This window comes from Arthrobacter sp. NicSoilB8 (assembly GCF_019977355.1).
Lineage (GTDB): Bacteria > Actinomycetota > Actinomycetes > Actinomycetales > Micrococcaceae > Arthrobacter.
The window spans coordinates 2,667,639-2,682,676 of the sequence record NZ_AP024655.1; the positions used below are offsets into that span (position 1 = coordinate 2,667,639).

12 protein-coding genes are annotated in these 15,038 nt (G+C 68.4%); 3 read left to right on the top strand and 9 right to left on the bottom strand.

What is annotated here, in order from left to right:
• Positions 1-24: 24 nt before the first annotated feature.
• Together hemW and lepA are read right to left on the bottom strand one after the other, a co-directional pair.
• The gene (gene hemW / locus LDO15_RS12025) at positions 25-1,263 is read right to left on the bottom strand and encodes a radical SAM family heme chaperone HemW (RefSeq protein ID WP_223979074.1); all 1,239 of its coding nucleotides are present in this window, start codon (positions 1,261-1,263) and stop codon (positions 25-27) included.
• A gap of 45 nt (positions 1,264-1,308) precedes the next feature.
• On the bottom strand, positions 1,309-3,162 hold the full coding sequence (gene lepA / locus LDO15_RS12030; RefSeq protein ID WP_223979075.1) for a translation elongation factor 4: 1,854 nt from the start codon (positions 3,160-3,162) through the stop codon (positions 1,309-1,311).
• Between the two features lie 345 nt (positions 3,163-3,507).
• Between lepA and LDO15_RS12035 the strand changes: the two genes are divergently transcribed.
• Both LDO15_RS12035 and rpsT read left to right on the top strand, forming a co-directional pair.
• Positions 3,508-4,113, top strand: coding sequence for a type II toxin-antitoxin system PemK/MazF family toxin (locus LDO15_RS12035; protein ID WP_223979076.1), 606 nt, complete (start codon positions 3,508-3,510; stop codon positions 4,111-4,113).
• Positions 4,114-4,315: 202 nt separating this feature from the next.
• Positions 4,316-4,576 carry a 30S ribosomal protein S20 gene (gene rpsT / locus LDO15_RS12040; RefSeq protein WP_120950174.1) on the top strand — a complete coding sequence of 87 codons (261 nt, stop codon included), beginning with the start codon at positions 4,316-4,318 and terminating at the stop codon, positions 4,574-4,576.
• A gap of 278 nt (positions 4,577-4,854) precedes the next feature.
• Here the strand turns inward: rpsT and holA are convergent, their stop codons facing one another.
• From holA to LDO15_RS12060, 4 genes are read right to left on the bottom strand one after another with little or no spacing between them, the layout of a single operon-like run.
• Positions 4,855-5,871, bottom strand: a complete 1,017-nt coding sequence (holA, locus tag LDO15_RS12045; protein WP_223979077.1) for a DNA polymerase III subunit delta — start codon at positions 5,869-5,871, stop codon at positions 4,855-4,857.
• Entirely contained in the window at positions 5,805-7,145 is a 1,341-nt protein-coding gene (locus LDO15_RS12050) for a ComEC/Rec2 family competence protein (RefSeq protein ID WP_223979078.1), read from the bottom strand. Before LDO15_RS12050 ends, holA begins: the two co-directional genes overlap by 67 nt.
• A gap of 11 nt (positions 7,146-7,156) precedes the next feature.
• Complete coding sequence (locus LDO15_RS12055; protein ID WP_223979080.1) at positions 7,157-8,200, bottom strand: hypothetical protein; 1,044 nt, start codon at positions 8,198-8,200, stop codon at positions 7,157-7,159.
• A gap of 1 nt (position 8,201) precedes the next feature.
• The gene (locus LDO15_RS12060) at positions 8,202-8,870 is read right to left on the bottom strand and encodes a helix-hairpin-helix domain-containing protein (protein WP_223979082.1); all 669 of its coding nucleotides are present in this window, start codon (positions 8,868-8,870) and stop codon (positions 8,202-8,204) included.
• A gap of 1,017 nt (positions 8,871-9,887) precedes the next feature.
• Here LDO15_RS12060 and LDO15_RS12065 point away from each other — a divergent pair.
• Positions 9,888-10,388, top strand: coding sequence for a hypothetical protein (locus LDO15_RS12065; protein ID WP_223979084.1), 501 nt, complete (start codon positions 9,888-9,890; stop codon positions 10,386-10,388).
• A gap of 10 nt (positions 10,389-10,398) precedes the next feature.
• Here the strand turns inward: LDO15_RS12065 and LDO15_RS12070 are convergent, their stop codons facing one another.
• The 3 genes from LDO15_RS12070 to leuS all read right to left on the bottom strand — a co-directional run bounded on the left by LDO15_RS12070 (position 10,399) and on the right by leuS (position 14,427).
• Positions 10,399-10,578 (bottom strand): hypothetical protein, encoded by a 180-nt coding sequence (locus LDO15_RS12070; protein ID WP_223987315.1) that lies wholly within the window; start codon positions 10,576-10,578, stop codon positions 10,399-10,401.
• A 100-nt stretch (positions 10,579-10,678) separates the two neighbouring features.
• On the bottom strand, positions 10,679-11,773 hold the full coding sequence (locus tag LDO15_RS12075) for a DegV family protein (RefSeq protein WP_223979086.1): 1,095 nt from the start codon (positions 11,771-11,773) through the stop codon (positions 10,679-10,681).
• A gap of 122 nt (positions 11,774-11,895) precedes the next feature.
• Positions 11,896-14,427 carry a leucine--tRNA ligase gene (gene leuS / locus LDO15_RS12080; RefSeq protein WP_223979088.1) on the bottom strand — a complete coding sequence of 844 codons (2,532 nt, stop codon included), beginning with the start codon at positions 14,425-14,427 and terminating at the stop codon, positions 11,896-11,898.
• Between the last annotated feature and the right edge of the window lie 611 nt (positions 14,428-15,038).

Here is a 15,038-nt window from a genome sequence, read left to right on the forward strand (position 1 = left end):
CCCGGGCAGAATGTCCCCGGCTTATTAGTCCGGCAGGATCCTGCGGACCACGGCGTCGGCCAGCAGCCGGCCCTTGAGTGTGAGGACCAGCCGCCCCTTGAAGGCGGCCGCGGGATCCACCAGGCCGTCGGCGATCAGCCCGGCGACGGCGTGCCGGCCCGTGTCGCCCAGGCCGCCGAGGCTCGGGATGTCGAGTCCGGAGTTCAGGCGGGCCTCGAGCATGACGCGTTCGACGTTGCGGGTTTCGGTGTCCAGCGTTTCGCGTCCGGCGGCGGGCGAAACACCGGCGCCGAGGCGGTTGGCGTAGGCGGTGGGGTGCTTGACGTTCCACCACCGCACGCCGCCGACGTGCGAATGCGCCCCTGGCCCGATGCCCCACCAGTCGTCCCCGCGCCAGTAGGCGAGGTTGTGCCGGCAGGCCTGTTCGGGGGTGCGGGACCAGTTGCTGACCTCATACCAGGCGAGCCCGGCGGCGGAAATCAGATCGTCGGCGAGTTCGTATTTGGCGGCGTGGTCGTCGTCGTCGATTTCCGGCACTTCGCCGCGCCGGATCTGCGCCGCAAGCTTGGTGCCGTCCTCGACAATCAGCGCGTATGCGCTGATGTGGTCGGGGGCGTAGGACAGCGCCGTCTCGAGCGAGTAGCGCCAGTCCTCCAGCGACTCCCCGGGCGTCCCGTAGATGAGGTCGAGGCTGACCGCGAGGCCCGCATCGCGGGCCCACCGCACCACCTCGGGCACCCGGCTGGGCGTGTGGGTGCGGTCCAGGACCTTCAGGACGTGCGGAACGGCCGACTGCATGCCGAAAGAGACCCGGGTGAACCCGGCGTCGGCCAGCAGCTGCAGGGATTCGGGGGTGACGGAATCCGGGTTGGCCTCCGTGGTCACCTCGGCGCCGGGCTGCAGGCCCCAGGCTCCGATCGCGGCGGTGAGGATGCGCGCCAGATCCTCCGCCGGCAGCAGCGTGGGCGTGCCGCCGCCAAAGAAGACGGTGCTCAGCGGCCGCTCGGGCAGGCCCGACGCCGCCAGGACGCGTCCGGCGAACTCCACCTCAGAGACCGCGGTGGCTGCGTAGGCGTCCTGCGACGCCCCGCCGCCGAGCTCGGTGGCAGTGTAGGTGTTGAAGTCGCAGTACCCGCAGCGGACGGCACAGAACGGGATGTGCACATAGAGCCCGAAGGCACGCTGATCCGCACCCTCGCCCGCCTGGGCGGGCAGGAGCCCGTCCGGCGGCGCGGGGTCGCCGAGGGGAAGAACGCTAGGCACGGGCCCGGCCCGCCGTCGCTGCGGCAGCAGTCATTACCAGCACCGCTACTTCTTGGCCTTGTCCTTGGACTCGTCCGTGGTCAGGGCTGCGATGAAGGCTTCCTGCGGGACCTCGACGCGGCCCACCATCTTCATGCGCTTCTTGCCTTCCTTCTGCTTTTCCAGCAGCTTGCGCTTCCGGGTGATGTCACCGCCGTAGCACTTGGCGAGGACGTCCTTGCGGATGGCGCGGATGCTTTCACGGGCGATGATCCTCGAGCCGATGGCAGCTTGGATGGGCACCTCGAACTGCTGCCGCGGGATAAGTTCGCGCAGCTTGCTGGTCATCATCACGCCGTAGGCATAGGCCTTGTCGCGGTGTGTGATCGCGGAGAACGCGTCCACCTGCTCGCCCTGGAGCATGATGTCCACCTTGACCAGGTCGGCCACCTGATCGCCGTCGGCCTTCCAGTCCAGGGACCCGTAGCCGCGGGTCTTGGACTTGAGGATGTCGAAGAAATCGAAGACGATTTCGGCCAGCGGCAGGCGGTACCGGATTTCCACCCGGTCCTCGGAGAGGTAGTCCATGCCGCCCATGACGCCGCGGCGGCTCTGGCACAGCTCCATGATGGCGCCGACAAACTCGTTCGGCGCCAGGATGGTGGCGGACACCATCGGCTCGCGGACCTCGGCGACTTTTCCGGTGGGGTACTCGCTGGGGTTGGTGACGTGGACGACCTTCTTGTCTTCCAGCGTCACCTCGTATTCCACGTTGGGGGCGGTGGAAATCAGGTCCAGGTTGTACTCGCGCTCGAGCCGCTCACGGGTGATTTCCAGGTGCAGCAGGCCCAGGAAGCCCACCCGGAAGCCGAAGCCCAGGGCGGCCGAGGTTTCCGGCTCGTACACCAGCGCGGCATCGTTGAGCATCAGCTTCTCGAGCGCATCGCGGAGCACCGGATAGTCCGTTCCGTCCAGCGGGTACAGGCCGGAGAAGACCATGGGCTTGGCGTCCGCGTAGCCGGGAAGGGAGTCGGTGGCCGGCTTGGCCAGGTTGGTGACGGTGTCGCCCACCTTGGACAGGCGGACGTCCTTCACACCGGTGATGAGGTAGCCCACTTCGCCGACGCCGAGGCCCTTGGAGGGGGTGGGTTCCGGGGAGCTCACGCCGATCTCCAGGAGTTCGTGCGTGGCGCGGGTGGACATCATCTGGATGCGTTCGCGCGGGTGCAGCATGCCGTCGACCACGCGGACGTAGGTGACCACGCCGCGGTAGGTGTCGTAGACCGAGTCGAAAATCATGGCGCGGGCGGGGGCATTCGGATCGCCCACGGGGGCCGGAAGGTCGCGGACGATCTTGTCCAGCAGGACCTCGACGCCCATGCCCGTCTTGCCGGAGACACGAAGGACGTCGTCCGGGTCGCCGCCGATCAGGTTGGCGAGTTCCGCCGCGTACTTCTCGGGTTGGGCTGCCGGGAGGTCGATCTTGTTCAGGACCGGGATGATCGTGAGGTTGTTTTCCATCGCCAGGTAGAGGTTGGCGAGGGTCTGGGCCTCGATGCCCTGGGCCGCGTCCACCAGCAGGATCGCACCTTCGCAGGCCGCGAGTGAGCGGGAGACCTCGTAGGTGAAGTCAACGTGCCCGGGGGTGTCGATCATGTTCAGCGCGTAGCTGACGCCGTCGAGCTCCCACGGCATGCGGACGGCCTGGGACTTGATGGTGATGCCGCGTTCGCGCTCAATGTCCATGCGGTCCAGATACTGGGCCTTCATGTCACGGGACTGGACAACGCCGGTGTACTGGAGCATCCGGTCGGCCAGTGTGGATTTGCCGTGGTCAATGTGCGCAATGATGCAGAAGTTCCGGATGATGGCCGGATCTGTTGCGGCGGGCACCGGGGCGGTGCGGGCCATGGGAGACACGCAGGGTCCTTACTGTTGGCATTACGGTTGGCTGTTCCACGGATCGGCGCGGATGCTGGTTTCCCATCCTGCGACGTGGCGCAATTCTGTTCCTATAGTCTCCCACGTCCGGGCCCGTGGCAGTGCATTACCGGTTTCCGTTGCGGACGCTGTTCGGTCCCCCGGATCCGCCGGGCGATTCCCCGTGCGCGGCGCAGTCCCCGGGCCTGTCGCCGCCAGACGCCTGCTACTTGCCTCAGTATGCTCTGCCGCCGCCTCCCCGCCCCACCCCGCCCCGCGCCGCCCACGCCCCGCCCCGCCCCACCCCGCCCCGTCTCGGCAGCGGTTGCCGGGTAAGGTTTCCCCATGGCTTGGAACTTACGCTCGATCGGCAACGCAGTCCGCGACGCGGTGCGCTTCCTGGACAAACTCGGCGGCACCGCACCGGGTACTACCCGCGGGCCGGCCGCAAAGCCGGCGGGAAAGGCGGCGGGCAAGCGGCGGCCGGCACCGCCCCGGCCCGGCGCTCCGACCCGCACCGCGGGTTCCGCCCCGGCCACCGGACTCACCGTCAAATATCCCGGCGACTTCCGCGGACGGGCAGCCGTCCATTATGCCCCTTCACCGAACGGCCGGCCCGAGCCTGGCGAGATCGTGTGGACCTGGGTGCCCTATGAAGAGGACCATTCCCAGGGCAAGGACCGGCCGGTACTGCTGGTGGGCACCACCGGCCGGTATCTGCTGGGCCTGATGCTGACAAGCAAGGACCACGACGGCGATTCCCGCCGTTCCGAGGACTACGTGGACATCGGCACGGGCCCCTGGGACCGCCAGGGCCGGCCCAGCGAGGCGAAGCTGGACCGGGTTCTGCAGATCAATGCGAAGGACATCCGGCGTGAAGGGGCGATCCTTGACGCGGGCCGCTTCAACCTCGTCGCCTCGGCCCTGCGGCAGCGCAACGGCTGGAGCTGACCGGCCAGCCGCCGGTGATGGCGGAGGATCGCCGCCGCAATCGTGTCTGCGGCGCCATCTCTGCTATTATTTACAGCTGTGTGTCCGTGCAGGTCGACGGCCACAGATGGTTGGTCGCCATAGGTATCCCCACGCCGCTCAGTCAATGGCCAATCTGAAAGCCCTCTAGACCATTTTCCGCATTGAAAAAGAGAGTTCACACGTGGCTAATATCAAGTCCCAGAAGAAGCGCATCCTGACCAACGAAAAGGCTCGCCTGCGCAACAACGCAGTCAAGTCCGAGCTGAAGACTGCCATCCGCGCCGTCAACACCGCCGTTGAGTCCACCGACAAGGATGCTGCATCTGCTGCTCTGCTTGCTGCCAGCCGTAAGCTGGACAAGGCTGTCAGCAAGGGCGTTCTTCACAAGAACAACGCTGCAAACCGCAAGTCCGCGATCTCCAAGAAGGTCAACGCACTCTAAGGTTTTCCAGTTCACCTGAACTGATGATTGTGGCCGGCACCCGATGGGTGCCGGCCACATCCAGTTAAACCGTGGTTGCTTCACAGAGTGCTGAAGCAACGCGGAGTCACCTTCGGCCCATTCCGGGGCCCAACATGGGCGCTAGGTGACCCCGCGACGCTTGGAGACGGCGGGACCTTCGGCGGGCTTTCGGGCGCACCGGGAACCCCGCAGGTCAACAACCGCGCGAGTCTGGAACGCGGTTTGTCTGGAACCACCTTTGTCTGGAACCCCGCCGGTCAGGAACCCCGGACTGAGGTGGCAATCACCGTGACGGCGTGTTCCACGGCATAGACAGGATCCCGGGAGAGGCCCTTGACCTGGGCGTCGGCCTCGGCCGTGACCTGGATGGAGCGGACCAGCCCTTCGGGCGTCCAGCGCCGGACTTCGCGCTGGGCCTGTTCGACGAGCCACGGCTGCATGCCCAGCTGTTTGGCGATCTGCGAGGACGAGCCCTGCGCGCCTGCCACCTTGGCCAGGGAGCGGAGCTTGGAGGCCAGTGCAGCCACGATCGGCACCGGGTCTGCGCCGGTGGCGAGGGCGTGGCGAAGCGTGGAGAGGGCAAGGGGGCCGTTGCCGGCCATCGCGGCGTCGGCGACCTTGAAGGCCGTGGCCTCGACCCGGCCGCCGTAGTACCTGTCCACCATGGCGGCATCCACACCCGTGGTGGCGTCAGCGATCAGCTGGCTGCAGGCGGCCGCGAGTTCCGCGAGGTGCGCGCCAACCGCATTGACGAGGGCGTGCACTGCGTCGGGATCGATGCGCCGGGAGGCTGCCTTGAATTCCGTGGTGACGAAGGCGATCTTTTCGGCGTCCTTCTTGAGCGGCTGGCAGTCAACAACGGGCCAGCCGGCGGCCTTGATGGCGTCCAGCAACTTCTTGCCGCGGACTCCCCCTCCATGGCGGAGCACCAGCACGGCGTCCGGTTCCGGCTGCGCCACATATTTCAGGGCATCGGCGAGGAACGCATCGTTCATCGCCTCAAGCCCTTCGACCTCGATGAGCTTCTGCTCGCCAAAGAGCGACGGGCTGACATTCATGGCCAGCGACCCGGCCGTGTAGCTGCCGGCGTTTAGCCGGGTAATTTCGACATCCGGCGCCGCCTCGCGGACTTGCGCACGGACACGGTCCATGGCACGTGCGCCCAAGTAGTCTTCCGGGCCGCCCACCAGGACGACGGCAGCGGGTGTCACGTCGCGCCAGGTGGCGCTCTTCGACGCCGAGGTCCTGGGCCGTTGGGTCTGGGCAGCAGCCACTCGTGATTCCTCTCGGAAGTTGGTTTGCGGACTCTAAGCGTCCCACGCCCGGACCGGTGCTCCAAGCTGCGCCGGACGGCCTGCCGGGCGACTGGCCGCCCGTCATGACGCCGACTCGGTTGGGACCGGTCTTCGAGCACGGCAACGATCCGCGCGTGAGCCGCCAGCACCGCCCGAACCACGGCTGACGGGTGCAGAGCCAGCCATACCGCGGCCAGGACCGTCGCGGAAAAGAGGGCCATGGTGGCTGCGCCAAAGACCCCCTCAGGCCAGGGCAAAGCGGCGCCCGGGAGGCTCGCGAAGAAGCGGGCGATCCCCGCCACCCCGCCCGCGAAGAGGGCTGCGGCCGCCATCAGGGGCTCTGCGGCGGCGGGAAGGGCGGGCAGGAGTGCCGCCGCGCCGGTTCCGAGCAGTGTAACCGGCGCCACGAGCGCCGCCGTAGCCACGTTGGCGGGCAAGGCGTACACGCCGAACTGCGGCTGCAGCAACACGATCGCGGGACCGCAGAAAAGCTGCGCGGACAGGGGCACGGCAAGGCCGGCAGCCGCCCAGCGCGGTACCGCTGCCGGAAGCCAGTCCATGATGCGACGTCCCGTGACCACAATTCCCAGCGTCGCCAGGACCGAGAGCAGGAATCCAAAGCTTGCGGCCATGACCGGCTGTGCCAACACCAGGCCGATGACGGCAAGACACAGCAGGCTGAGCCCGCGCCCCGTCCGGCCAAACGCAAGGGATGTTAGCCCGATGCCTCCCATGAGTGCGGCCCGCAGCACGCTGGGGTCGGGCCCCACCATGAGGACAAACAGCCCGAGCCCCGCGAGACTGATCGCGGCGGCTGCCCCACGCGGAAACCGCAGCGTGCGGGCCGCTAGGAGCAGCGTTCCCAGGATGAGGCTGCAGTTCGCACCGCTGACGGCGGTCAGGTGCGTCATCCCCACTGTCTTCATGGCTGCCTCCAGATCAGCGTCCAGGGCACTGGTGTCGCCGGTGACCATGCCGGGAAGCAGGCCGCCGGCGTCGCCCCCGAACGGTGCCGCCGCGGCAGTGAAGGCCCGGCGCAGCCCGGCGGGGCCCTGCTGCCACTGCCCGGGGCCGCTCAGCACGGCCGGGGCGGACGAGGCAGAAAGAATCCCGGCGTCAGGCTCGCCCGGGGCCGCGGGCCGGAGCTTCCCGGTGGTGCGCAGGCGCTGGCCCGGGGCGGCATGCTGCCACGCCGCTCCACCCATGACCACAAGCCGGGCGTCTCCGGCGACAACGTATCCTCTGGACGTCATCACCTTTAGCGTTACCGGGACTGCCCAGCGGTCCGCCAGCCCGCCGGCTCCGGGAGTCCTGAGACGCCGCGGGGCTCCGGCGATCTCCAGTTCCGCGACCACAGTGGCGCGCGGGCAGCTACCGCCTCGGCGATCGCGCCGTCATGCCGCCGGGCGGCCCCGACGGCTGCATGTGCGCCCGCCCCGACGGCGAGTAGCAGGGCTACAGCCAGGGTGGCGCGAAAGCTGCGCCGGGCAAGCCGCAGGCGCGGGCCACGCCGGGCGCCTCTCCGGCCGGGGCTATCCCGGGCGGTGCTTTCCCGGCGGGTGCTGTCCCGGCTGGCGCCGTCACGCCGGGCGCCTCTCCGGCCGGGGCTATCGCGGGCGGTGCTTTCCCGGCCGGTGCTGTCCCGGCTGGTGCCGTCACGCCGGCCACGTCCCCGAACGGCGGTGGCGGGCCCTGCTTTGGCCCGCCCGGCCAAGAAAAGCAGGACTCCCGCGGCCGCCGCCATGCCGGCGCAGAGGACGGCCAGTTCCACAGGCGACCACCAGTTTCCGGCAACGGCGCTCCCCCAGACCAGGAGGGCGGGCGGCACGAGACGAAGATCCGTCCGCCGTTTCCGGTCCGTCGGGTCGCGGCGAAGCGCCCCGACCCGCGGGGGCCCGGGCCGCAGGGTCCGGCCTAGGTGGCCGATCAGGCGTTCGGCTGGGTGACCGGCAAGGCGGTCGGGTGGCTGACCAATGAGGCGCCCGGCCAGGTGGCCGGTGAGGGGTTCATCCCGAGGTGCCGCGGACCCCGCGGGGCGGTGCGCTTCGCTGCCCGGAAGCGTGGAGCCGCCCAGCTGCTGACTGCGGACTTCCGCCAGGGCCTTGCCGGCAACGCGATCCCGGCCGCCGGCCTCCGGGCCACCGTATTCCCCGGGCCCCCGGGCGAGGACCGCCGCGTCGACATACCGCTGCCAGCGGCTGCGTCGGCGCGACGCAGCAACCGGCGCACCGGTCCCGCTCACGTCTGGCAGCGCCACGTCGGCCCGTGCCGTGTCAGCCCGCGCCTTCCCGGCGCCATGCCGTGCCATGTCAGACGCCGACTAACGGCAGAAGGGCTTCCAGCAACTTCGGACCGATGCCGTCAACTGCATCGAGCTCCTGCACAGTCTTGAATCTTCCGTGCTGCTGACGCCACTCCACGATGCGCTGCGCCAGGACGGGACCGACACGCGGAAGGGTCCCTAGTTGCTCGACGCCGGCGGTGTTGAGGTTGATCTTTCCCCCACCGATGCCCGGGTTCGGGCCACCGGTGCCCGAACCCGGCTGAGCGGCGCTCCCCCCGCTGGACTGGCCGGGCGGGTCGGGTTCGCCTCGTACCGGCACCAGGACCTTCTGGCCGTCCTCCAGCACGGCTGCAAGGTTGAGCCTGTCCAGTTCCGCCAAGTCAGTGGCCCCGCCGGCCGCCGTGATCGCCTCGTGAACCCGGCTGCCCGCGGGCAACTGGACCACTCCCGGCCTTGCCACGGCTCCGGCGACATGCACCATGATTCGTTCCGGCGCCGCGCTGGCACCGCCTCCCGACGGCGCGCCGCTGGCGCCTGCCGCCTCACCGGATGCCGTTGCCGCGGCGGGCGCCGACTCGTTGAGCGGCACCACCAGGGCGCCCCCAGTGCCGGCCTGCCACCAGAAATATCCGCCCAGCACGACCGCGAGGACACCCAGCAGCGCCGCGGCCCGCGCGCCCGTCCGGACCCTCACCCGTGCGGAGAGCGCCAGCCCTCCGTCCCTGCGGTGCCCGGGGAGTGAAGCCGAGTGGTGTGCGGCGTCGCCAGATCGGCGGCGGCGCTCACCATCGGCCGAATTTGACTGTGGGGCCAAGCCGGGAAGACCGGGGGCCGGCACCTCCATCCCGAGCAGACCTGACGGGCGCCGCGCCTCCCTGTCAGCGTCCAAGGATTTCCGCGCATCCGCGTCATCCCAAGCATCCGCGTCATCCCAAGCATGCGCGGAGTCCCCGGCAACCGGGTGGCCCCGAACCTCCGTCGTGTCCCCGGAGTCCCCGGAGTCCCCGGAATCCGCGGCTTCCCCGGCACCGCCAAGCGTTGCCGCCAGGCGTTCCCGCGCAATCCGGGCGCCCACGGCAGATGCGGCTCCCGAGTTTCGGCGTGACATGGAACCGACACTAGGACACCCGCAACTACCCAGAAATCCCGGCCAGCGGGTATGTGGAAATACCTACGTAATTCGCGTAGTTTCGCGGCCTCGGGCAAGTATTCCCTACGGTGGTGCACACTATGGACCGGTGGTAACGTCTGCAACCAATCGAGAAAACTTTGCCGGCTGGGGGCAACCCTGATCGCCTGGGAGTCCGCCAGGCGACGAAAGCTGGTGTGCAATGGAGTGGTTGTTTGGGCCGGCGGCCGCCATGGCCCTTGGCGGCGCGATGATCCTGCCTCCGCCGGCGGTAGCCGGTTCGGTGTCAGATGCGATGTCGGAGACCACACAGGCCAGCTCAACCCAGATCGTCAACTTTGCGGTTGACGAAAGCTTCTGTCCGCAGCACGGCCTGTACGGAATAGCCCACGTGACGGTGGACGGCACGGCGGGCATGAGTGCCGACCAGAATTTTATTTGGACCACCAAGCACGCTGCCACGTCCATCCACTCCGTTCCGGCGACGGGTGCGATTGCCAACGTGACGGTTGTCTATCATTGCAACGTCCAGGTGCTGTGGTGGGTGGAGCCCGGGAATGCCCGCAAGGTGACCGCAGCCCTTTGGGTCAACGGCTCAGGCCAGCAGCCCAGCTACACCATCAGTCCGAGTCAGCCGGCACCCTCGCCGTCTCCCTCCCCGTCTCCCTCGCAGGTGCCCCAGCCCGCGCCACCACAGGATCCCACCCCGACGCCTCCGCTTTCGCCGCCGGAGGCTCTCCAGCCGGCGCCCGCTCCCTCTCAGACGCTCAAGGCGACAACTACGCCGGCGCCGTCGCCGGCAATTGCACCGGCGCCGACTCCCGCCGAGACACTCCAACCCGCGCCCGCCCCGACACCCGTCGAGACACTCCAACCCGCGCCCGCCCCGACACCCGTCGAGACGCTCCACCCCGAGCCCGCACCGACACCCACAGAGACGTCCCAGCCGACGCCCGCGGCGACATCCACACCCACGCCTACACCCACACCGACGCCGACACCGACGCCCTCGCAGACGCCGCAGCCGACATCCGGGCTAGCGCCGTCGCAGACGCCCGCGTCGACGTCCTGAGCCACTGCTAGCGGCCGGGGCTCACTGCTGATAGGTGATGTAAGCCTCGTACTGTACCCGCCATTTGTCCGGGGCTTTGGGATCCGGCACGGTGGTAGTCAGGAATTGGACGCTGGTCACTTGGCCCTTGAGGTACTTCAGCCATTTGGTCACCTCTTCCGCAACGTCGCGATCGAGCTGGGCTACGTGGTGCACCTGCATTGCCATGGCGGCCTCCGGTACGCTGTGGTTCGGTGCAGTGACTTTACCGCCAGCGCCCGCTCCCGGCCAGCCTTTCGTTCATCACGGATAGACTCCGGCACTAGTCGCCAGCCCGGGCAGCTGTCCGGCCGCGGCCCGATTCCCCGCCGTCCAGCTCCGTCGCGGCCCGTTTCCCGTCCTCGATAGCGGCGCCGCCGGCACCGCTAGGGCCGGAGCTTCCGGGGGTGCTGCCCTCCCCCACGATCACCGCCAGCACGCCGAGCCCCGCGTGCGCGGCCAGGACGGCCGGGAGGGAGCTGATCTGCGCCGGCGGGCAGGCCGGCAACGCTGCCGCCAGCCGCCGGGCAAGCTCCTCGGCCTGCGCCTGGTTGCCGAAGTGGTGCACGGCCAGCCGCGCCTGCCCGGCCGGACGGGCCGAGGCATCAGCGGCAACGATTTCTTCCAGCCGCGCGATCGCCTTCGCCGCGGACCGGACCTTTTCAAGCGGGATGATCCGGCCGTCGTCAACGGCAAGGATGGGTTTGATGGAGAACACGGTCCCCCACAATGAGGCGGCCGCTCCGATCCGGCCGCCCCGGCGCAGCTGCTCCAGGCTCGGAACATAGAAGTACACCTTGGTGCGGTCCAGCCGGTCCTGGGCAAAGGCCTTCACCTCGGCCACGGTCCTGCCGTCCGCCGCCGCGACAACGGCGCCCTGCACGCCCATCCCCTGGGCCATTCCGACCGTCCGCGAGTCGAGGACCTCGACGGGGATGCCGACCCGTTCGGCTGCCAGCCGCGCGGCGTCGGCGGTCCCGGAGAGCTCGCCGGAAATGTGAATTGAGACAACGGACCGGAAGCCGCGTGCGCCAGCCGCCCGGTAGGCGTGTTCAAACTGCCCGGGTGAGGGACGGGAGGTCTTGACGGGCTTGCCGCTGGCAAGGGCGACGGCGATCGTCTCCGCGATGTCGTCCTCACCCTCGCCGTAGATCTCGGCGCCCACCATGACGGGCATGGGAACAACGGTGAGTCTGCCGTCAGCGGTGAAAGCGCGGACCCAGTCTGCGGGCAGCGCCGCGGCGGAGTCCGTGACAACAGCAACCTGCACGACGGCGGCAGGCACGGGCTCGGGAAGGACACCGGCCCGGGGGCCTTGCCGGAGGCGGACAAGCCGCTCGCGCAGCCATGGCCAGCCTGGCGGCTCGCGGTCTGGCACGACGGACCTCCTGCTATCGGGACGCGTGGGCTAAACGTCCGGCCGCACAATCCGTGCCGGTGACGTTGTCAGCGCCGGCCGCCGGCATGTGCCGGCGGCCAGCGTCTGGCTGGTACGTCCCGCTATGCCGGGACGATGTTGACCAGTTTAGGCGCCCGCACGATCACAGTGCGGAGGGCGCGTCCGTCGAGGGCACGCTGGACGTTGTCCGAGGCCAGCGCCAGTTCGCGCAGTTCATCCTCGGAGATGTCCGGTGAAACCTCGAGGCGGTCCCGCACCTTGCCCTGCACCTGGACAACGGCCGTGACCGTGTCCTCCACGAGCAGGGCGTCGTCGTGCGTGGGCCAGCCGGCATTGGCCACTGACGCCGGGTGTCCCAGGACGTTCCACAGGTCCTCGGCGGTGTAAGGCGCAAACAGGCTCAGGATGACGGCAACGGCTTCCGCGGCTTCGCGGACAGCGGGATCCGCGCCGCCGGCCCCGGCGGCTGAGTCAATGGTTTTGCGGGTCGCGTTGACCAGTTCCATCAACTTGGCCACGACCACATTGAACTTGTTGTGGTCCAGCAGGGACTGAGCGTCGGCGATCGTGCGGTGGGTGACGGTGCGCAGGGCACGGTCACCGGTGGAGAAGTCGACGCCGGGTTCGCTCGTGACGTCCTGGCCAAGCCGCCAGGCGCGGGCCAGGAACTTCGCGGAGCCCGACGGCGATACGTCCGCCCAGTCGACGTCGTCTTCCGGCGGGGAGGCGAAGATCATGGTCAGGCGGACGGCGTCCACGCCGAACTTGTCCAGCTGCTCGCCGAGGTCGACGCCGTTACCCAGGGACTTGCTCATGGCCTTACCGCCGTTAAGCACCTGGCCCTGGTTCAGCAGCGCCCGGAAGGGCTCGTCGGCGTCGATCATGCCGAGGTCGTGGATCACCTTGGTGAAGAACCGCGCATACAGCAGGTGCAGGATCGCGTGCTCGACGCCGCCGACGTACTGGCCCACCGGCATCCAGTCGTTGATCTTAGCGGGATCAAACGGGCCCTCGGTGTACTCCGGGGAGACGAAGCGCAGGAAGTACCAGGACGAGTCCACGAAGGTGTCCATGGTGTCCGTGTCGCGTTTGGCCGGGCCGTGGCAGCCGGGGCATTCGACGTTGACCCAGGCCTCGGCAGCTGCCAGCGGGGACGTGCCCTTCGGGGACAGGTCCTCTCCGCGCAGGTCTGCCGGGAGGGTCACGGGCAGCTGGTCGTCCGGGACCGGGACCTCGCCGCAGGCCGGGCAGTGGATGATGGGGATCGGGGTGCCCCAGAACCGCTGCCGGCTCAGCAGCCAGTCGCGCAGGCGGAAGTTCACGAACTTTTCGCCCGTGCCGAGCTCACGCAGGATTTCGATGGCCGCCGGAATGGCCTCGGCCTTCGGCAGCCCGTCCAGCGCGCCGGAGTTGATCAGGGTGCCCTCACCGGCGGTTGCGGTGCCCGTCACCGCGGGGTCTTCCTCACCGGTGTCCAGAACGGCCCGGACGGGCAGGTCAAAGGTCTTGGCGAAGTCGAGGTCGCGCTGGTCGTGGGCCGGGACGGCCATGATGGCGCCCGTGCCGTAGTCGGCCAGGACATAGTCGGCGGCCCAGACGGGCAGCTTCTCGCCATTGAGCGGGTTGGTCGCGTAGCGGCCCGTGAAGACGCCGGTCTTCTCCCGCTCGGTGGACTGGCGCTCGATCTCGGACAGTGCCTTGACCTGTTCGCGGTAGGCGTCCAGGGCCGCGGCGTGCTCGTCGGTGACGAGTTCGACGGCGAGCGGCGCGTCGGCGGCGACGACGAAGAACGTGGCACCGTAGAGGGTGTCCGGGCGCGTGGTGAAGACCATGACCTCTTTGGCGGGTTTGCCGCCGTCGGCTTCAACCACGAACTTGACGTGGGCACCTTCGGAGCGGCCGATCCAGTTCTTCTGCATGGCCAGGACGCGCTCGGGCCAGTGCCCGCGCAGTTCGTCCATGTCATCGAGCAGACGGTCCGCGTAGTCGGTGATCTTGAAGTACCACTGATTCAAGGACTTCTTGGTGACAGGCGTGCCGCACCGCTCGCAGGCACCGTTGACCACTTGCTCGTTGGCCAGGACGGTCTGGTCCTTGGGGCACCAGTTGACCGGCGAATCCTTGCGGTAGGCCAGTCCGCGCTCGTAGAAGCGCTTGAACAGCCACTGGGTCCAGCGGTAGTACTCCGGGTCCGAGGTGTGCAGCCGGCGGGACCAGTCAGCCGAGATGGCGTAACGCTTGAACGACGCCGCCTGGGTGTCGATGTTGGCGTACGTCCACTCGCTGGGGTGGGCGTTGCGTTTGATCGCGGCGTTCTCCGCGGGCAGGCCGAAGGAGTCCCAGCCGATCGGGTGCAGCACGTCATAGCCCTGCTGGCGGAGGTACCGGGCCACAACGTCGCCCATGGCGAATGCCTCGGCGTGGCCCATGTGAAGGTCACCGGACGGGTACGGGAACATGTCCAGCACGTAACGGCGTTCCTTTGAGCCGTCGTCGAGCGGCGTGAAGACCTTCAGGTCTTCCCAGACCTGCGGCCATTTGGCTTCCATCGCAGCGAAGCTGTAGGCGCCTTCCTCGGGCCCCTCCGCCGCGGCTGCTGGTGATCCGGTCTGTGTTTCCGGCTGAACGCTCACTGCTGGCCTCTTCTGTTCTATGCGGCCTGTTATGTCAAGCCTGTGTACCTTCAGGCCCGCCTGCCGCCAGGCCTGTCTACCTTCAAGTCTGCACCGTCAAGGCCGGTTGACCGGCCCGGACTCGTTGTTGTGCTTACGTATTACTGCTGCTGTCCTGCTGCCCGCCGGCCCGAAACAGGCCCCAGACACACAAAAGCCCCTCGACATGGAGGGGCCGCCGCTCGGCAATCCGAGTCTCTCTGTTCGAAGACTCTTCGGGATGCCGGGCGGCTAACTAAGCAGGAGCACAGCGCGCATAGGACCACTTTAGCCCCTCGAACGGTTTCGCGCTGAACCGACAGCCCGGCCGCGCCCGGGAGCGGCACAGTGGCGGCATGGAAGCCTGGCGCGGTGGCGCCAGGCGCTGGCCACCATGCGGGCCACTGTGCCGAAATTGTTACAAAGGCAACACCTAGGGAATAGCAGTACCTACTCTCTCTGGTGAGAGAGCTTGGGCAGGTATTCACGATGGGTAGTCCGGTAGCCTTCCGGGAACCGCAGGTGAAAAATCACGTATTACTCGGGTAGGAACCGCTATCGAGCGACGATTATTGCGAGGTTTGCCGCAGAAA

Coding starts and splice junctions, on each gene's coding strand:
- LDO15_RS12035 (WP_223979076.1), top strand. CDS start 3,508: ATGGCTTGGAACTTACGCTCGATCGGCAACGCAGTCCGCGACGCGGTG.
- LDO15_RS12050 (WP_223979078.1), bottom strand. CDS start 7,145: ATGACGTCCAGAGGATACGTTGTCGCCGGAGACGCCCGGCTTGTGGTC.
- LDO15_RS12055 (WP_223979080.1), bottom strand. CDS start 8,200: ATGGCACGGCATGGCGCCGGGAAGGCGCGGGCTGACACGGCACGGGCC.
- LDO15_RS12070 (WP_223987315.1), bottom strand. CDS start 10,578: ATGCAGGTGCACCACGTAGCCCAGCTCGATCGCGACGTTGCGGAAGAG.